This is a genomic window from Treponema sp. OMZ 906 (genome assembly GCF_024181185.1).
Taxonomy (GTDB): domain Bacteria; phylum Spirochaetota; class Spirochaetia; order Treponematales; family Treponemataceae; genus Treponema.
This window is the reverse complement of the sequence record NZ_CP051196.1, coordinates 434,470-451,652: the sequence shown is the minus strand read 5'-3', so window position 1 is coordinate 451,652 and position 17,183 is coordinate 434,470. Positions and strand designations below refer to the sequence as shown.

General features: G+C 47.6%; 17 protein-coding genes. 10 read left to right on the top strand and 7 right to left on the bottom strand.

Annotated elements, in window-relative coordinates; all coding sequences use genetic code 11:
• Window positions 1–2: 2 nt before the first annotated feature.
• From E4N69_RS01875 to E4N69_RS01835, 9 genes are all read left to right on the top strand, one after another.
• A complete protein-coding gene (locus E4N69_RS01875; protein WP_253824311.1) occupies window positions 3–1,460 on the top strand; it encodes a hypothetical protein in 1,458 nt (485 codons plus the stop codon).
• Window positions 1,457–2,734, top strand: a complete 1,278-nt coding sequence (locus E4N69_RS01870) for a 4Fe-4S dicluster domain-containing protein (RefSeq protein WP_253824310.1) — start codon at window positions 1,457–1,459, stop codon at window positions 2,732–2,734. Before E4N69_RS01875 ends, E4N69_RS01870 begins: the two co-directional genes overlap by 4 nt.
• On the top strand, window positions 2,724–3,746 hold the full coding sequence (locus E4N69_RS01865) for an RnfABCDGE type electron transport complex subunit D (RefSeq protein WP_253714975.1): 1,023 nt from the start codon (window positions 2,724–2,726) through the stop codon (window positions 3,744–3,746). Before E4N69_RS01870 ends, E4N69_RS01865 begins: the two co-directional genes overlap by 11 nt.
• Window positions 3,743–4,210: a hypothetical protein gene (locus E4N69_RS01860; RefSeq protein ID WP_253824309.1), complete on the top strand. Its 468-nt coding sequence runs from the start codon at window positions 3,743–3,745 to the stop codon at window positions 4,208–4,210. The genes E4N69_RS01865 and E4N69_RS01860 overlap by 4 nt, the downstream gene beginning before the upstream one ends.
• 2 nt (window positions 4,211–4,212) lie before the next feature.
• The gene (locus tag E4N69_RS01855) at window positions 4,213–4,806 is read left to right on the top strand and encodes a hypothetical protein (protein ID WP_162662226.1); all 594 of its coding nucleotides are present in this window, start codon (window positions 4,213–4,215) and stop codon (window positions 4,804–4,806) included.
• Between the two features lie 14 nt (window positions 4,807–4,820).
• Window positions 4,821–5,384: a hypothetical protein gene (locus E4N69_RS01850; protein WP_253824308.1), complete on the top strand. Its 564-nt coding sequence runs from the start codon at window positions 4,821–4,823 to the stop codon at window positions 5,382–5,384.
• Between the two features lie 137 nt (window positions 5,385–5,521).
• Window positions 5,522–6,145: a TP0733 family outer membrane beta-barrel protein gene (locus E4N69_RS01845; protein ID WP_253714972.1), complete on the top strand. Its 624-nt coding sequence runs from the start codon at window positions 5,522–5,524 to the stop codon at window positions 6,143–6,145.
• A gap of 14 nt (window positions 6,146–6,159) precedes the next feature.
• Window positions 6,160–7,194, top strand: coding sequence for a hypothetical protein (locus E4N69_RS01840; RefSeq protein WP_253824307.1), 1,035 nt, complete (start codon window positions 6,160–6,162; stop codon window positions 7,192–7,194).
• Entirely contained in the window at window positions 7,187–9,421 is a 2,235-nt protein-coding gene (locus E4N69_RS01835; RefSeq protein WP_253824306.1) for an AAA family ATPase, read from the top strand. The genes E4N69_RS01840 and E4N69_RS01835 overlap by 8 nt, the downstream gene beginning before the upstream one ends.
• 50 nt (window positions 9,422–9,471) lie before the next feature.
• Here the strand turns inward: E4N69_RS01835 and E4N69_RS01830 are convergent, their stop codons facing one another.
• Genes E4N69_RS01830 through E4N69_RS01815 form a run of 4 tightly spaced genes read right to left on the bottom strand, consistent with a single transcriptional unit; the run spans window position 9,472 to window position 13,542 of the window.
• Window positions 9,472–10,362, bottom strand: coding sequence for a DUF4340 domain-containing protein (locus E4N69_RS01830; protein WP_253824305.1), 891 nt, complete (start codon window positions 10,360–10,362; stop codon window positions 9,472–9,474).
• On the bottom strand, window positions 10,359–11,927 hold the full coding sequence (locus E4N69_RS01825; protein WP_253824304.1) for a Gldg family protein: 1,569 nt from the start codon (window positions 11,925–11,927) through the stop codon (window positions 10,359–10,361). Before E4N69_RS01825 ends, E4N69_RS01830 begins: the two co-directional genes overlap by 4 nt.
• A complete protein-coding gene (locus E4N69_RS01820) occupies window positions 11,924–12,658 on the bottom strand; it encodes an ABC transporter permease (RefSeq protein WP_253824303.1) in 735 nt (244 codons plus the stop codon). The genes E4N69_RS01825 and E4N69_RS01820 overlap by 4 nt, the downstream gene beginning before the upstream one ends.
• The gene (locus E4N69_RS01815) at window positions 12,655–13,542 is read right to left on the bottom strand and encodes an ABC transporter ATP-binding protein (RefSeq protein WP_253824302.1); all 888 of its coding nucleotides are present in this window, start codon (window positions 13,540–13,542) and stop codon (window positions 12,655–12,657) included. Before E4N69_RS01815 ends, E4N69_RS01820 begins: the two co-directional genes overlap by 4 nt.
• Window positions 13,543–13,677: 135 nt before the next feature.
• On the opposite strand from E4N69_RS01815, the gene E4N69_RS01810 reads away from it, so the two are divergent.
• Entirely contained in the window at window positions 13,678–14,319 is a 642-nt protein-coding gene (locus E4N69_RS01810) for a YoaK family protein (protein ID WP_253824301.1), read from the top strand.
• A 140-nt stretch (window positions 14,320–14,459) separates the two neighbouring features.
• On the opposite strand, the gene E4N69_RS01805 is transcribed toward E4N69_RS01810, so the two are convergent.
• The 3 genes from E4N69_RS01805 to E4N69_RS12695 all read right to left on the bottom strand — a co-directional run bounded on the left by E4N69_RS01805 (window position 14,460) and on the right by E4N69_RS12695 (window position 17,133).
• Window positions 14,460–15,518, bottom strand: coding sequence for a PTS sugar transporter subunit IIC (locus E4N69_RS01805; RefSeq protein WP_253673630.1), 1,059 nt, complete (start codon window positions 15,516–15,518; stop codon window positions 14,460–14,462).
• Window positions 15,519–15,588: 70 nt separating this feature from the next.
• A complete protein-coding gene (locus tag E4N69_RS01800) occupies window positions 15,589–16,521 on the bottom strand; it encodes a 2-dehydropantoate 2-reductase (RefSeq protein WP_253824300.1) in 933 nt (310 codons plus the stop codon).
• A 327-nt stretch (window positions 16,522–16,848) separates the two neighbouring features.
• The gene (locus tag E4N69_RS12695; protein ID WP_305880162.1) at window positions 16,849–17,133 is read right to left on the bottom strand and encodes a CC/Se motif family (seleno)protein; all 285 of its coding nucleotides are present in this window, start codon (window positions 17,131–17,133) and stop codon (window positions 16,849–16,851) included.
• Window positions 17,134–17,183 lie beyond the last annotated feature (50 nt).

Sequence of the window (17,183 nt, the reverse complement as noted above, 5' to 3'; positions counted from 1 at the left end):
CCATGAAGCGGCTGAACGGTTTTTTATATTTCTTGTCGGCGTTCATCGCAACCGGAATTCTCTTGCTTTTTATCATCTTTCCTCTCCGTTTTTATGCTCCTGTATGGGCTGGATACCGGATAGCAGCGGTTCCCTGCTCGGACGATATTGAACCGTATGTTTCAGCTGCGGAAGAGGCCGGTATATCGGGAGTTGCATCGGAGTTTTCCGTTTCAAACCGCTTTTCATTACTAGGAACCGGCCGGCATGAACGGTTTCCATTTACCGATATCGGCCGTTATACCCGATGGTTCCGCGATGACGACGGCGGATATCAATATCTGTACCTTCCGTATACTTCGATTTTTAAATACCTTTCGTTCTATTTTTCGCTCTACGGTAAACGAGCTCATTTCTTTCTTGAAGCTGCTATTCCATATAGTCCGATACAAGGACTTCTTGCGCTTATTCTGTTTGCCTACTGCATTGCCGGTTCCCGTAAAAAATTGCTGTTTTTTGCCGCTGCGTCCAGCTTTGTCTGTTATGCTTTTTGTATTAAAAGCAGTTTATCGTCTGCAACTGCCCTGTTAAGTATATTGACTGCCGCATATTGGCTGGAAGCTCTGGAAAACGAATTGACTATTCAGTGGAAGCAACTTAAAGAGCGGATAAAGCATAATATATTCATGCTGATTCTCCCTGCTGCCCCGCTGTTGACTGCGGCTATCGGTGGAGTAGTTTCCTTGTGCTTTTTCTTGCTGGCGCTGCTGTTATCGGCAAGCATACTCTTTTCCGTATACAGCTTTTTGCAGCTGAAAGAGACCTATTGGGAGCAGTACCGTCAACATCCTTCGTTAAAGCTGTTTGCCATGCATCCGCAATCATGGGCACAGTTTTGGAACACACGATATGCAATTACTGCTACCGTTTTAACCGGCTGTTTGCTGCTGGTGTCTGCGATTATACCGCTTGTGTTCTCAACGAACCGTTTGAGTCCCGCTGCCGCTAAATTGAGTGCGCCCCAGCCGGTTTCACGGCAGCCGATTCCGTTTACCGATTCCGGCTTTTTCACCGTGCAGGCATCGCGGCCGCAAGATTATCTTCCCGATTTAAGTAACTATATAGAAGATTATTGGTATACGGCTGTTTTGCCCTACCTAAATGTACATGAATCGCTGCAACCACTTACCTCGAATATGCGAGTGTACTTTGATTCCTTTTATGAGGATTCGAACGGAAAACTGCATCGTGAAGAAAAAGTTATATACTCCTTCGATACGGTGTTTATTCTCCGCGCATTAAGGAATGAACGGCTGGTACTGCTCCCATTAGAGAAAATGCTGATAGCTCAGACCGGTTTTTTAGCTGCTGCCTATCGCCCCTTACACGTATCTACACTGAGTCCGTTTACCTCATTTTTTATTATCCTCGGTACGTTGTTATTTCCCTGTGTTCTGATTATAATGAGCAAGGTACGATGATAGAATTTATACGGTTTAAACGGGGACAACAGCAAGCGAAATATATCCGCTTAGAGCCCCAATTTGAAGGAAACGCTTTTCTGCCGCGATATGCACTGGTGCCGCTTGCATTCAGGACACAAACGAGTGGCCTTCCGCTCGTCTCCATAGGAGAGTCTGTAAATGAAGGGCAGATGATTGCTCGTGCGGGAAATAGCGCCTCAGCACATGTTCATGCCTCGGTTCCCGGTATTGTTTCGGGGATTGTCGATACGCAGCTGCCAAACGGCCATTCATTCCGTGGACTTCATATCAAAACAGGGGGCAGCTTTGGAATATTGGGTAAACAACGCACTCCGTATTTATGGAAGCAAAGCGATCAGACAGGACTGATTCACTTTCTCGATCTTGCCGGTTTAGTCAATACCTCCGGAGAAACGATTTCTCTCGCAGAAGACATTAGAACGGCGGTAAAGCAAGGTATAAAAACGCTAACCGTTATGCTTTACGATAAAGACCCTACCTGCTTACTGGATTCTTTTTTAGCCCGCCGGTTTATCCGCGAAGTCGCAGAAGGAATCAACATTATCGCTCATGCGATGAGCGCCACAAAAATCATTGTAGAAACAGGTACGGAAAAGAAAGAGCGTGCCCTTTTTGATACGATCGGAACCATTATCCCCGACCGAGACCTTGCACATATTACTGTCTCGCAAACCTATCCCGCAGGAACTGCCCATACACGCTCGGCAGAAAGAGATGCTGTCGTGATCGACGCTTCGACTGCGTTGTCGGTTTATGAATCGGTGCAACAAAACCAACCGATGTTGACAACGTATTTGCTCCTTACCGGCAAGACATTGGAACACGCCAAGGTTATTAAAGTACGCATCGGGACACCGATCGGACACCTGATAGAAGAATGCGGCGGCTTTAAAAGCAAAAATACACATATCATTATTAACGGTTTGTTGCGCGGAACGTTGGTTGACAGTTTAGACTTACCTGCCGGCAAGGGAATTAAATCGATCCACGCGGTCGGGAAAGATATTGATATTCAACAACAACTGGAGGAATGCGGGCACTGCGGACAATGCCTGCGGAGCTGCCCTGCATATATCGACCCCATAAATACGGTGCGCCATATTCAAAGGGATCGGTACACAGCCGAAACGCTGCGTTCTATTGCATTATGCAGTGGTTGTGCCTGTTGTTCGGCAGTATGTCCGGTACGTATTCCGTTAAGCGCGATTATCAAATCGGCAGCAGAGCAAGGAGCCGGCCATGCCCTATAATCGTATGATAATTTCCCCTGCACCCTACATCTATACCGGTATGAATGCGCGGCAAACCGCTATACTCGTGCTGAGCCTCCTATCGCTTCAGCTTATCGCGATGGGCATTATGCACGATTTTGCAAGTATCTTTCTGGTCATATCTGCCGGAGCGGCAGCAGCGCTTGCGTCTTTTCTTATCGGTTATATGCAAGGAAAAAGTTCCTTTGATATTCATGCGCTCGTAACCGGATTGTTGATCGGTTTTTTCCTACCGGTTAACGGGGGCTTCGTTTTTAGCTTTTTGATCGCGTTTATGAGTTATTTTTTCAGCTGGGGTGTTTTCGGCGGAAAAGGTTTCTCATGGATTAATCCGGTCATGCTTGCCGCCTGCATTGCTGCAGTGTGCAAGCCCGATTGCTTTGTACAACCGGCCAGTATCAATCGGATAATCTCCGAAGGCAGTGTTTTTTCCGCCCTGAAAGGCTCCGGTTTGTTGCAGACACCGGCCGATCAATATATAACGTCAATGTTCAACTCGACATTTTTGCACGAAGTTGACGTAACACTTCCGGAAGGGTATATCGGACTTTTTCTTCACTATCCATCCGCCATACCGGCTTTTCGATATAATCTTTTAACGTTATGCTCTTCAATCGTATTGTTGTCAGTAAAAACGATCCATAAAACACTTCCTTTTACTTTTTTGATCGTCTACGGCCTGCTTGTATATTTGTTTCCCTCCGCAGGGCACACAAGTACATACGGACAGGGTGATGTATTATCTGCGATACTGACGAGCGGCGCTCTTTTTTCGGCCTTTTTTGTCATGAACGACAGCGGCTCCATTCCCCGTTCATGGGAAGGGAGATTTATCACCGGCATATTGACCGGCATCTTCGCTTTTTGTATTGCGGGTCCCGGTGCGATACCGGCCGGTATCCCTTTTGCCGTTTTATTTGTTGGTTGCCTCACTCCCCTCATCGAGTGGCTGGAAGCATATTTTTATAAAAGAAGACGAGGTGCATTATGACCGATGCTGCAAAACACCTTTTTAAAAAATATGCTGCACTTGCCGGAATTGTGCTTGTATTCTTAGCCTCATTTTTTGGGCTGTCATATCTACGGAAAAAAGCGGATGCCTTATGTTTGACCGCCGCTGCAGAAAAACTTTGCCGTGCGTATCCCGGCTTTAAAGGGCAGCAAATAATTATCTTAGGACAGGATAATTCAAGATTATCCGGCTTGCCATTTAGAGCCGTATTGTCCGCAACATACTCCGGACATGAGGCGTTAGTATTTATGCTTCCAATAACAGGTAAGTACGGCGTTTATCCTGCCGTCTTTTTTTATGAACGCTCGAGCGGCTGTGTATTCTGTGGACTTGCAGGGGTTGATGCTCTTCCGGAGCAGGCGGAGAGTTACGGGATAACGCAATCAGCTATTGCAATACATCGGAATAAAATCGGCACGCTAATGAAGAAGCAGGAGCGATAATTATGGTCAATAAATCGGTTGTCTTTTTTTTAGGTTTATGTCCGGTCATCCCTCTCGTAGCTCATTTTGCTGAAGGTCTGATCTTTATTGCGGAATTTTGGCTTCTTTTGGCGGTCGGAATAGTAAGTAAGATGCTTATCGCTTATTTTAAAATTGATAAATTTTCTCAGATTATACTCTTCCTTGATATTATTCTTGCGACAGCATTATATGCGCAAATCGTAGGGGCAATTTTTCCCGTGATGGCAATTAGCCTCGAAAGATACATATATATGGTTGGGTTTTCGTATATACTGATTATCAGCATCGGTATGTATGATTCAAGCCAATATCCGTTTGAAATGCCGATACTCTATTCAATTCTCTTAGCGGTTATTTCGATATTGCGGGAACTCGTGGTGTTCGGTACGGTTTCTTTACCTGCTCGCTCCGGCTTATTCAGTATTACGCTTATCCCGTTCCCTTTACCGCTTAAGTTTTTGGGGAGCAGCGCCGGCGTTCTTATGATGCTCGGTGTTGCACTCTGGCTTTTCCTCAGCTTCCACAAAGGTGAGTTGTTACCCTTCCAAACCGATGAAATGCATCGGAATCGATAGTAGTGAGAAGGCATATGTTTATCGTATCTATAATCTTTTTTTATACCCTCCCCGCTTCTTTAATTTTTTTACAAGGCATCGGTTTGGAACGCCTTTCGATGAATGCGCGTTCAACCCGCGTAGTGATTCCGTTTATTCTACGGGACGGCGCGGTGATGCTCATTTCTGCATCACTCAGCTGGCTGCTTGAATTTTCTATTTTATTACCGCTCGATATCGTAAGTATAACGCCGATTGCCGCATTGATAATCGTATATCTGTGCGATCTGGCCGTACACCGAATATTTTTTAAACATTCTGAAAGTCGGCTGATACGGGAACGCTTGTTTTCGGGCGGTACCGTTATCTTTGCCCTCTATCAGGCTTTCACCTATATCGAACTGATTGCTATTCTGGTGAGCGCCTTAGTAAGTATGCTTGTTTGGTCGTTTATACTCTGCGCTGTCAGACGGAGGGTTGAGGAAAGCAATGTCAGCGCGCAATGGAAAAATGCCCCGCTATTACTAATCAGTATGGGGTTGATTGCATTAGCGCTCTATGCATGGGACGTTGCATGGCTGACACCGGCACTTCTGTAACTTATGGTACAGGGTGATTGTTTAGAAATACTTTACGAGATAATTTTGATATTGTTTTATTGGGATCTTTTACAAATCTATACTTGAGTTTTTAGAGATGCCCAATCCTATAAAATGAGATGGAGTTGAATTCCTTTATGAAACGTTGTTGGTTATTTTTCTTTTTTTCTGTTTTGATATGGAATACTTTTGCGCAAGAAGCTGCCGAAACTCAAGAACCGGAAACACCGTCTGCGCAAGCCCCTATTGCTGCGTATGTTTATGAACCTATTCGGAAGGGCGATCAGTTTATCCGCATGGGTTTACAGCTGGGAATACCGCTTTTTAATACCTCGCCGAATAAGTTTGCGATTAAACCCAATATCTATCCGGGTGGCAGCATCTTCCTCGGTTATACTCACTATCTGACGAAAGGAGTTTCCATCGGCGGTGATATTGCTTTTACCTTTCATTTAACGCGCGGCAGCAATCTCTATTTTGCCATTCCCTTTACAATCAATTCAGGATACACCTTTGCAATCGAAAAATTCCGTATTCCGCTCACGTTCGGGATCGGCGGCGATTTTCAATCCTATAACGGTACGCGGTATTTCAGCTTGTTCTTTAGACCGCAAGCCGGCGTTTTCTATCAGTATTCCCCCGAATGGTCGTTCGGCGGCGAATTATCATGGGATATAGTTCCGCAATGGTATAAAGATTCAAGCTTTAATCGTACGGGCAATTTCTTGAATATCGGCTTTGCAGCCCGGTATCACTTCTAAAAAGGAACAGAACTATGAAAAAAATAAAAATACTATTTGCCGCTACTCTCGCGGTTTCTCTTGTAATCGTGTTATCAGCATGTAAAAACCCGCCGATATTCGCTGCGATAGAGCAGGAGGTAAAACTTAATCCTGCTTCCGTTAAAGGCCGCGTCCGCGGAATAGTTAAGATTGGCGATACGTTATATGCTTCAAACGGAAAGATATGGTACAAGGAAAAGGGAAAAACAGGAAAGTGGTCGGAGATGAAGAATTGCCCCTCAGGTCTGTGCACAGGGCTTGCTGTCAGTGGCCCCAACCTTTATGCCGCATTTGAGCAAAACGATGCTTTCACAATTTATTGGTACGACACGGGAACTCCATCTTCAACTTGGAAGGAGGTGTACGGACTAACGGCGAAGGCTGTTTTCGGAACGCGGGTGGTTTTTGCCGTCAGTAAAGAAAGTGATACAACCTATACGATACGCGTTATTGCAGGAGGATCCCCGCCTCCATGGTCTACCGGAAAATTTCCGGTAGGCGCAGCGCGTACCTATTGCTTGCTTGAAGACGGCCTTTGCAATAATACCGGTTCAAAGGTACCCGGTAGTCCTTCTTCGGGACTAAAGGGTATTTGTGAAGGACCTACAGACTCCTCCGTCTTTGTTGTTGACAACACGAAATTGTACTGTTATGACGGCAATACTTCGACTTGGACAAATATTGTACACGGAGTAAGCAGCCCTCAAAGTATTACCTATTTGGAAAATAAGCACTTAGTACTGATCAGCAGCGGTATAAAGGGATATGGAGAAATTAAGCTTGCCGGCGATGCGCCTACTCTTGCGGGTGCACAACCGATTAAAGCAGGTTCCGCAGATTCTTCCGTCCCGCCGGGGAATATTCTTCAATATAACAACAGCGTTGGAAAATATGTGATTAATCCTATTTATGCGTTTGATAGCAGTACCGGTTATGTCATCTATGCCGGTATAAACGATCCCAATACGAGATATACCGGTTTATGGGGCTTCTACAATCCCGGTCAAATAGAATGGAACCGTGAGTAACGACTTATTCGAGGCAGCGGCGACGACGGAACGGCTTCCGCTTGCTGCACGAATGCGTCCCCGCAGCCTTGACGAATATATCGGACAAGAACACATTGTCGGAAAAGGGCGGCTTTTAAGAAGAGCCATTCAAGCGGACAGGCTTTCGTCCGTTATCTTTTTCGGGCCGCCGGGGACGGGAAAAACCACCCTTGCCCAGGTTATTGCCAATCATACCAAAAGTAATTTTTTAAGTTTAAATGCTGTCCTTGCAGGCGTACAGCAGATACGTGATGCGATTGCATCGGCGGAGCAATATAAAAAACTCTACGGAAAACCGACCATTCTTTTTGTCGATGAAGTACACCGATGGAACCGCGCCCAACAGGATGCTTTGCTGCCGTGGGTAGAAAACGGAACCGTTATTTTTATCGGCGCGACAACCGAAAATCCTTTTTTTGAAGTGAATAAAGCCTTAGTGAGCCGCAGTCGGGTGTTTCAGCTCAAGGCGCTCACCGATGCCGACCTGTACCGGACTGTGGAACGGTGCTTGCAGGATACGGAGCGGGGCTACGGAAAATGGAAAGTCTCTTTTACCGAAGGCGCATTGGAGCATCTTGTCGAAACCGCTGCAGGTGATGCCCGCAGTCTCTTAAACGCTCTTGAGCTAGCCGTTGAGACATCTACCGAACACTGGCCGCCGCCTGCCGGTACGGAAATCATCATCGACATGCAGGCTGCCGAGGAAAGTATCCAGCAAAAAGCGGTGCTCTACGACAAAGACGGCGATTACCATTACGATATCATCAGCGCCTTTATAAAATCCATCCGAGGGAGCGATCCCGACGCTGCTCTTTACTGGCTAGCCCGAATGGTGCGGGCAGGGGAGTCTCCTCACTTTATCTTTCGGCGTATGCTTATTTCCGCTTGCGAGGATATCGGACTTGCCGATCCTCACGCGCTGACCGTTGTTACAAGCGCGGCGGCAGCCTTTGATCGTATCGGTTTGCCGGAGGGCAGGTACCACCTCACCCATGCAGCGTTGTATCTTGCGACATGCCCCAAATCGAATAGCTCGCTCGGTTTTTTTGACGCCCTGAAAGCGGTAGAAAAGGAACAGACCGAGGTGCCGAATCACTTGAAAGATGCAAACCGCGACGGAGAATCGCTCAGGCACGGAGAAGGGTACCTGTATCCCCATGCCTACCGCGACCACTGGATTGCACAGCAGTACTTGCCCGACGAACTGATCGGCAGGGTGTTTTACACCCCCGGATACACCGGCTACGAAGAAAAGATACGGAACGAGGTACTGGCAAAGCGGGAAACCCAGCTGGCTGCCATACACGAAGCAGCCGAGGGAAAGAAGGATGCCTTTACGGTTGAAGATTGGCAGGCACGGACGGAAGGCAGCAGCGCCGAAATACTGGAGCAGATACGGGACACCCTTATCGGGCTGGCAAACCTGTCCGCTGATGACCGCGCGTTGGTGTACCGGGCTGACGGAGGGCTTTTACTGTGGCCGAGTACCCGTATCACCCTTAACGGATGTACCGCAGGAATCTTTGAACACCAAGAAGCCTTGCAATCCGCACAGCGGTACGCGGAAACCTTTGAATTTTTAAACCGTCCGATTATGACCGTGCTTCCAGCCTGTACCTACCCTAGTGAAAAAACATCTGCCGCTACTCAGCTCGATGAAAACCTATCCGCTCCGTCAGATAGTAAGGCTCTTTTTCCCGAGCTGGCCTTTGATGTTGTGCTTTCGTATAACCCCGCTGCGACTGCGGACGGTTTTACCGCTTTCTTTTCCCGTATCGCGCAAGAACATGCCACCGGTGCGCGTATCATTTTTGCATTCGCGCTTCCGCAACAGGGACTCCGGCTGTCGGCACTGCTCCCGTCTGACGAATCCGTAAATCGTTTTTCGGCTGCCGAAGCCGCATTTTTTTCCGACAGCCGAAATAAACACATCGCATGGACGGAGAACACCGTTGTAGACATCGCCGAAAAAGCAGGCTACCGCATACAGCTGCTGAAAAAGGTAGACTATCAAGAAAAGCGGCTGGTAACACAGGCCGAACTCGGACGATGGTTCTCGGCAGAATCCGAATACGGCACGGCAATCCGCAAGGCTTTTGGTTCGGAGGAAGGTTCCCTCGAAAAAATCATTCAGCAGCTGGAACAGCGGTGTAGAAAACCTGCCGTGTATACCCGCACCGTCGTATACATGAGTGTTTCCCTTTAGAGAAACTCCACCATAACGGCGTTTTATCCAATCCTTAGTTTCTATCCCCATTATGAATTACATATCGCATCGATATGCCGGAGCAGCTGTTCGCAGGTATACCCGCTGATGAGGTAGGCATTTGAGCTGCGGCTGTCGAAGACTACATAGTCGCCGCTTTGCAGGGTGGTAAACGAAAAGCGCAATTCCGTGCCGTTGCCGAGTGCTAAACGCACCCGTGCGGTTTGAGGACTTTGTAATGGCGGCGCGCTGTATATGTCGATACAGGAGAATTTTTCTAAAAAGCTTTCCAATGCGCGGAACGCATCGCCGTTTGCTTCCGTCCTGATTACGCTGTGATTTCCGTACTCCAAGCCTTGGATTCCCGTGCCGCGGAAAAGCGCCGCATATATCTGCAAATCGAGCCAGAACGGAGCGGCGACCGTTAAAAAAGGTTCAAACGCATTATCAATTAAAAACACCTTGACGCTTGTTCCCGTCCGCACATACCGACCGGCGCCGGCCGCATCGGTCATCCCGAAAAAGAGTTCCGAAAGAACGGTTTTATCCTTCCGCACAAAGACAATACGCGAAGCGTGTCCGTCATCGATTTGGTAATCGGGATAATCTTGAGGCCGTACCGATATGGGGAGAAAGGAGCGTCCGGCGCCGAGCAGCGAAAAAAAGCGGTCGATAATTTCCTGCCTGACCGGATAGCTGCCGTTTCCGGTGCGGAGATAAAAGCGGGCGCCGTCTTTAATCAGCGTCATTTCGCCCATCTCTACCGGTTCAGCCCTTGTCGGAATAGAAAACCTGATTTCTGCAACCTCGCGGATATCCTGTTCATGCATCAAGCTGCTCGAAAAAACGCCCGCCCGGGAAGGCCGGTGTAAAAAGCTCAACGCATAGCAGCAGAGCAGCGCGCAGAGGATGATAAACATGCCCTTTGTTTCTTTTTTCATGCGTGGTTCCTCCGCCGGAGGATGTACAGCGCGGCGCCTGCACCGATAATCAGCAGGGGGACAAGTACAAGGTTAAAGATACGGGCGGCGGCGATAATGCGGTTAAAGGCTGTATCGCTTTCAAAGTAGCGGAAGGGCAAAACCGCCGGCTGTTTGTTTTTCAGCTGCAAAAGCGCATCCTGCCGCGCAATCCAGTACACGGTATTCACCATAAAGTCCAAATTCGCATCGGAATTTGTGTATTCTACGGCGGAACTCACGCAATGCTCATCCGCAATCACCAAGAGCCGCGCACTATCTGCACCGCTGATACCGCTCACCGCATTGACGCCCCGCTCGCTGAAGGCTGCAAGCGGATAGGCTGCGTGTTCGCCGTTCGCGGCTGCGGCAAGCTGAGTTCCGTGCGGGTCGGTGTTATACGGCGGCTGTTGCAGCGCCGACCGAGTGCTTGAAACAAGCAGCGGAAGCGGCGTCTTTCCCCGCGCGGCGGTACAAACCATCTCCGACGGCCAGAAAAACTGCACGGGCTTTGCCGCAGATAGCAGCGGAGGAATCGCTTCCGCCTCTTGACGGAACACCTGAACCCAAAACGGGTAGTTGATATGCTCGTACCGAGAGCCGTCGGCGGCCGGTAATGTCATGCGGAAGTTTACGGGATCCATCACAAGATTAGTCTGCACCGCAAAGCCGGAGCGGGCGAGCAGTTCAAGCAGTCCGTCATCTTTTTTGGGTGTTGCACTCCAGCTGCCGCCGATATCCACGGTGTTTGCGGACACAAAAAAGACGGCGGAACCATACCTGTTAATGAAGGTATCAACAGCCGTCAGCATATCGGCATCAAAGTAGGAAGAGCCGATTACCAATAGCGGAATTTCGGGGTGCAGCTCCGGATAAGGCTTGGTCAACGTAATCGGTACAAACCCCGCATACTCAAGCCACGGCAACACATATTTATAATTACCCGTTGCGCCGTTTTCTGCACCGCCTTCGGGAAACGCAACATAAACGGAGCGGTCGAGTTTTCGCCCCTGCGCATCCTGATTCATCTCGGTAATAAAACGCGCAATATCAGCTTCAAGGGTGTAGATATCGGAGAGGAACGGAATAACGCGGCTTTCCCCGCGGTACTCGCACAGCAATCCCGAATAGAGATTTTGCAGTACCTGCGTATTATTGCTGTTCCGCTCAATTTGCCGAGCAACAATGCCGAGCTGATTCAGCTGCTGCGGGGAAAGCTTCTCCGTATCCTTGTATAGCACGAGACAGCGTCCGTCCGCAGTACGCTGATATTCTGCGAGGATATCTTCAACATATTGCAGCGACGGCAGGAACCCATCAATATTGTACGAGCGGAACCATGTAATCGTTACCGTTCCTTCGAGGCTGTTCAGTATCGATTGAGTATAAGCTGAAAGCGAATAGGTGTGCTGCCTTGTCATATCAAGCCGGGTATAGAGTCGCTGTGAGAGCAGCGCTGCCGTTACTACGATGGCACCCAACAGCAGGGCTTGAATACGGTACTCTTTTACGCTGCGCATCTTTATGCTTATCGATTTTGTGTTCATCGGCTTTCCTCCTGAACGTACAGTAAAAAGACCGAAAGCCCCTGCGCCGCGACGATGAGCAGTGTATAGAAGAAGAAATCACGAGTGTCGAAAATACCGCGCGCGGCCGATTCAAAATGAAGCGTAAAAGAGCAATAGCGCAGTATTTTTACAATGACTGACGGGAGCGGGAGTACTTGAGCAAGTACGTGGCTTGCGGTAAAAAAGATACCGGTAAAAAAGCTGAGTAAAAAGCTGATGGCGGTGTGCGCAGAGATGTTTGAAAGTGCGAGCGACCATGCGGTAAAGGCTGCGCCGAAAAAGAGGACAGCGCAATACGAAAGAAAAAACGGAAAAAAGTCAAAATAAACAAGCGGAATAACCGAAAGCGGAATAACCATCGTAAGCGTGGCGGTTCCTGCAAAACAGACGAGCAGGGCTGCATATTTTGCCGCGGCAAGCAGGCGTTTATCCACCGGATAGGCGGCAAGGAGCCGGTCGGTGCCGTGCTTTTTTTCGTCAGCCCAGCTGTTCATCGCGAGCAGGGGAATGACAATACAGAACAGGAACGGCAGATTGAGGAAAAAGGAGCGGAAGTCCGACAGCCCCGCCGAAAACCAGTAACCTGAACCCACGAACGGAAGCGCCGCTCCGAGGTAAAGCACGAGCGCTGCTGCATACAGCGTGGGGCTGTATATGAGGGTATGCAGTTCCTTGTTAAAAAGAGCCTTAAACGCCGGGAATCGATTCATCGTCGCCCCCGCTTACCGGTTTCGGATTGTTCGACACCAGCCGCAGATGATGGCGTTTCCGAATATGAACTCTTCCGTCCCGCGGATTCGGAAGCGGCGGATTCACGGAACTCGCGGGTGGTAACTCCGGCGTACTGTTCAAAGATCTTGAACAAAAGCGTATCGGAAGCAGCATCTTCTTCAATGCCGAAGTCCTCGTATAAACGATCGGCGAGTTCCGCCCGTGTTCCTCCGGCAATCTGCCGTCCTTTGTGGAGCAGGATATGCTGCGAGCATATCCGTCCGGCAAGTTCAAGCTGATGGGTACAAAGGATGACCGCCGCATACGTGGATAGAGCAAGTATTTTTTTTTCAAAGTCTTTCAGCTGGAACGGATCAAGGCCGGACGCGGGTTCGTCCAAGAGGACGAGGCGGGGGTGATGGATAATCGCTTGCGCAAGCCCTACCCGCTGCCGATACCCTTTCGACAGCTCTTTAATCCGTTTGGCGTATACCTCTTGCAGATCGGTAAACTCAACCGCCTCGTCAAGCAGGTCTTGCTGCACGGCGTTACCGAAACCGCGCATTTGCAGCGTAAAAAGCAGGAACTCCCGCACCGTCATCGAATCATAGAGCGGGTTTTGCTCATACAAAATCCCGATATTCCGTTTAGCCTCGATCGGTTCGTTCAAAATGGAGTATCCGCAAATCGATACGTCTCCGGAAGAGGGCAGGCGGTACCCGCTGATGCTGTTCAATACCGTACTTTTCCCCGCCCCATTTAATCCAAGCAGGGAGTAGATACCTCCAGCCTCAGCGGTAAAACTGATGTGTTCGCAACCGATGTGCTGCTTCTTTCCTGTGCCGTAATATTTACAGATGTCTTGTACTTCAAGGATAATCACTATCGCCTCTGCCGGTACTATATCACTTTTCGAATAATCAACAAACCCCGGAGTAGAACGGAAACGACAGGTATTAAAGCCTTTGTATGAACCAATCACGTAGCTTTTTTATCGAAATCGGATTATAGTATTCAAGTGAGTAAAAGACATAAACTTATTCTAACGATATTAATACATCTGCTAACCTTTATCGCAGGGTTTCTGAACGGTGTATTTTTTATTATAGCCGGTACGGCGGTCAGCCATCACACCGGCACTATTACTCGTGTAGCGCTGACTCTTTCCCAAGGAGCTGTTGCAGAGGCCGCCGCATTTTTATTGCTTATTCTTTCTTTTTATATCGGCGCATGCATCTCCGGTATGCTTTTTCATAAAAGTGATTGCACATTCTCAAAACGCTACGGTATTCTATTATTGGTTTTCTCAACAGTGTTTTTCGCGATCGCCGTTCTAAGACCGCCATTGCAAATCGTGCTTATCATAACTTGCGTAATACTTGGTATACAAAACGGTATGTTCATTCCTTATGACGGAATTTTAATACGAACTTCGCATTTTAGCGGCTATTTAACGGATGCGGGACTCGCGATGGGAAAGGTCATGCGTGGAAAACGGCAAGAACTACGGCGCGGTGTACACTATCTGTCCGGTATCGTATGTTTTGCCGCCGGTGCGGCCGCTTCCGCATTTATGCCTTCTATTGCATTTTTTTATATCATTGCAGTTTTCTATTTCTTTACTGCGGTATTTTATTTTGCTTTTATTCGTGCGGTTTAATACCTGCCGTTTTTCGGCAACGCTCTGCGTCGGGGCTGTTGATTCTAATGATATGATATTCTTACATAAAGATATTCCGTCTTAATACGGCAACTGCACCGGAAATATCCGATACAGTTGCCATACATGACGTTAAATACCTACACCGCTTCGGATTTATAAATTTCCGGCTTATAGAGTTTAATTATTTTTGTAAACAAAATATGCAGCAGCAAAGCACAGCCGAACGGTACAACTAAGTATGCAATCAGCAATGCACCAATCCGCACAGCGGGAGAGCCGCTTAATAGCTCGTATGCCTTAATCGGACCGACAAGCCCTGCAATACCAAAACCGGCACTCACCTTATCACCCATAATACCTAGGAAACGCCCTGCGATCCCTGATGCAGCGGCCGTTAATACAACCGGCAATGCCATAATAGGGTAACGCACAAGGTTTGGAATCATCAGCTTCATACCGCCGAGGGCAATAGCTGCGGTAATTCCAGCCTTATTTACACGCCACGATCCTACAATAAGTACGGCAGTACAAGCAGCAACACCCAAGTTTGCAGCCCCGGATGCCAACCCTGCAAGCCCAATCGCAATACCGATTGCTACCGTCGAAATAGGTGAGATAATGACAATAGAGAAAGATGCGGCAATAAGAATACACATCAGTACCGGCTGCAGCACGGTAAACGAGTTAATACCGCGGCCGATTGCTGCGCTTACCTCTGCTACATACGGCAAGATAAAGAGCCCCAATGCTCCCAGCCCGCCTGCAACAATAATCGGCTGCACAATAATCGTAAGCGAGCCGAGCTTGTTGCCCAACCACAGCGTAACAAGAGCTGCCAGCGCAACAATAATCATCACATTGATTAAGTCGCCGATACCGGCAAGTTTAACAATACCGTCTACATGGCGTACTGCTCCAGACGCGATAAAACCGGCAAGCCCGATCATAGAAGCCTTAATCGGCACAAAACCGAGCTGTATACCGACAATAAAGCCGATCACCGCAGATACCAAATATTGCACATCCGCAACAGACTGGTACAGCATACCGAATATGGCACCGTATGGCGCCAGCGCCTTAAATATCTGTCCTAAAACAGCGTTAGCAATAAGGGCAACAACAATTCCTGCAGCCATGCCATTTAAAAGCGTATTAATAAAAAATTTAACCGTAATTTTCTTTGTTTGTTCAGCCATAATGTTCTCGATCTTATATCCTTATACTATCAAATACGGGAGTACCCCAAATGATACTCCCATTTCCTTTTTATAATCCGAATAATTTCTCTTTGCCGTGTACAAAAGTGGTAATAAGATCGCAATAGGGGGTTGGAATATGCAGTTCTTTACCTTTACGGGAAATATAACCATTTAAGAAGTCAATTTCGGTTAAACGGTGATTTTTAATTAAATCTTGATACATTGAAGGATAGTGCTTTGCCCCGACAAAGTCCGGCTGCGTAAATCCGTAAACGTAGTCAGTTACGGAATCGATATCTAGCGTAACTCCTTGTGTTTTTGCTATTGCGGCAAATTCGGAGATAATACAGCGCATCATATCTTTACAACCTACGATACCGCCAAGCTCCAGCATATTGCATTCCATAATTGTGCAGGTGCTGTTCATTGCTCCATTGAGTGCAGCCTTCCGCCAAATAGACCATAAAATATTGTCGGAATAAACTGCAGGCATTGTTGCTTTATTGAGCGCTTCTACAATGACCTCCGCACCGGCTTTGCCTTCCGGTACAATATTCTGAATTTCTGTTTTTCCATGACTTGACAACACTGCACTCCCCGGCCCCTTCATACCGGCAGTTACTACGGTAACACCCATAAAAATATTTTTAGGCGCGATAAACTTTTTCAGTGTTTCAGTATGACCGAGTCCATTCAAAAGACAGAGGATCTTTGTATCATCCCGCAGAACATGTTTAATACTGCTCAGCATATTTTCCAGCTGCATCGATTTTGTAAACACGATAACAAAATCGGCAGTGCCCTTAAACTCTTCCGGCTTATAAACATCGATCTTTGTTGATAGTTCCGCAGTACCGTCTTGCAAGTGCAAACCGTTTTTCCTAATTGCATCGATATTATCCTGCCAACCGTCCAACAGTGTTACATCATTACCGCTTTTTTGCAGCATAAAACCGAAACTGCAGCCCATAGCACCTGAGCCGGCAATAACAACCTTCATAAAAACTCCTCTATTAGCATAGACCGGTGTAATAGATAGTATATTATCTATAAAAATAGGATTATAAACCACGTATAGACCACCGCTATCCTAATGGCCGGTATTTTATCGCTTTTCATATACAATGTCTATAAATCAGACGCCGGTATCACGGAACTCACAGTGTTAGGCAAAAACCGCGCTCCCTGATAATGTTTATAAATTATTGCAGGCTTTCAGCTTATTTTCTTCCGTTTAAGACATATCGGTAACCCCAACAATCGATTTTCAAAAGAGGTTGAAAATCGATTGCCGGAGGCGTTCATCCTGCGGGGATAATTTCAGCGGCTAATATGCCATCCCTTCTACTGCTAAAGAATCCATCCACAACATCTTAACCACTGTAACGGTAAGCGAGCCGTTTTCGGTTTGGGTTCCTTTGCGCACATAGACGGTAATACCGTCAGCATTAAAGGTATCGTAGTCATCGAGCGAATCAGGCGAACCGGCAAACACGGCCGGTTGAGGTACGACGCCGCCTCACGTACGGCATCCGCCTAAATAGGTATACACACTGGTTTCATTGTGTTTTGCAAGAAAAGCTCTTGCTTTTTCATCAACAGTAACTGTCATAGTTCCTCCTTTTTCTTCAATACATTAAAACATTAAAGAAATTTTTCAAT

Coding starts and splice junctions, on each gene's coding strand:
- E4N69_RS01875 (WP_253824311.1), top strand. CDS start 3: ATGAAGCGGCTGAACGGTTTTTTATATTTCTTGTCGGCGTTCATCGCA.
- E4N69_RS01870 (WP_253824310.1), top strand. CDS start 1,457: ATGATAGAATTTATACGGTTTAAACGGGGACAACAGCAAGCGAAATAT.
- E4N69_RS01865 (WP_253714975.1), top strand. CDS start 2,724: ATGCCCTATAATCGTATGATAATTTCCCCTGCACCCTACATCTATACC.
- E4N69_RS01860 (WP_253824309.1), top strand. CDS start 3,743: ATGACCGATGCTGCAAAACACCTTTTTAAAAAATATGCTGCACTTGCC.
- E4N69_RS01855 (WP_162662226.1), top strand. CDS start 4,213: ATGGTCAATAAATCGGTTGTCTTTTTTTTAGGTTTATGTCCGGTCATC.
- E4N69_RS01850 (WP_253824308.1), top strand. CDS start 4,821: ATGTTTATCGTATCTATAATCTTTTTTTATACCCTCCCCGCTTCTTTA.
- E4N69_RS01845 (WP_253714972.1), top strand. CDS start 5,522: ATGAAACGTTGTTGGTTATTTTTCTTTTTTTCTGTTTTGATATGGAAT.
- E4N69_RS01840 (WP_253824307.1), top strand. CDS start 6,160: ATGAAAAAAATAAAAATACTATTTGCCGCTACTCTCGCGGTTTCTCTT.
- E4N69_RS01830 (WP_253824305.1), bottom strand. CDS start 10,362: ATGAAAAAAGAAACAAAGGGCATGTTTATCATCCTCTGCGCGCTGCTC.
- E4N69_RS01825 (WP_253824304.1), bottom strand. CDS start 11,927: ATGAACACAAAATCGATAAGCATAAAGATGCGCAGCGTAAAAGAGTAC.
- E4N69_RS01820 (WP_253824303.1), bottom strand. CDS start 12,658: ATGAATCGATTCCCGGCGTTTAAGGCTCTTTTTAACAAGGAACTGCAT.
- E4N69_RS01805 (WP_253673630.1), bottom strand. CDS start 15,518: ATGGCTGAACAAACAAAGAAAATTACGGTTAAATTTTTTATTAATACG.
- E4N69_RS01800 (WP_253824300.1), bottom strand. CDS start 16,521: ATGAAGGTTGTTATTGCCGGCTCAGGTGCTATGGGCTGCAGTTTCGGT.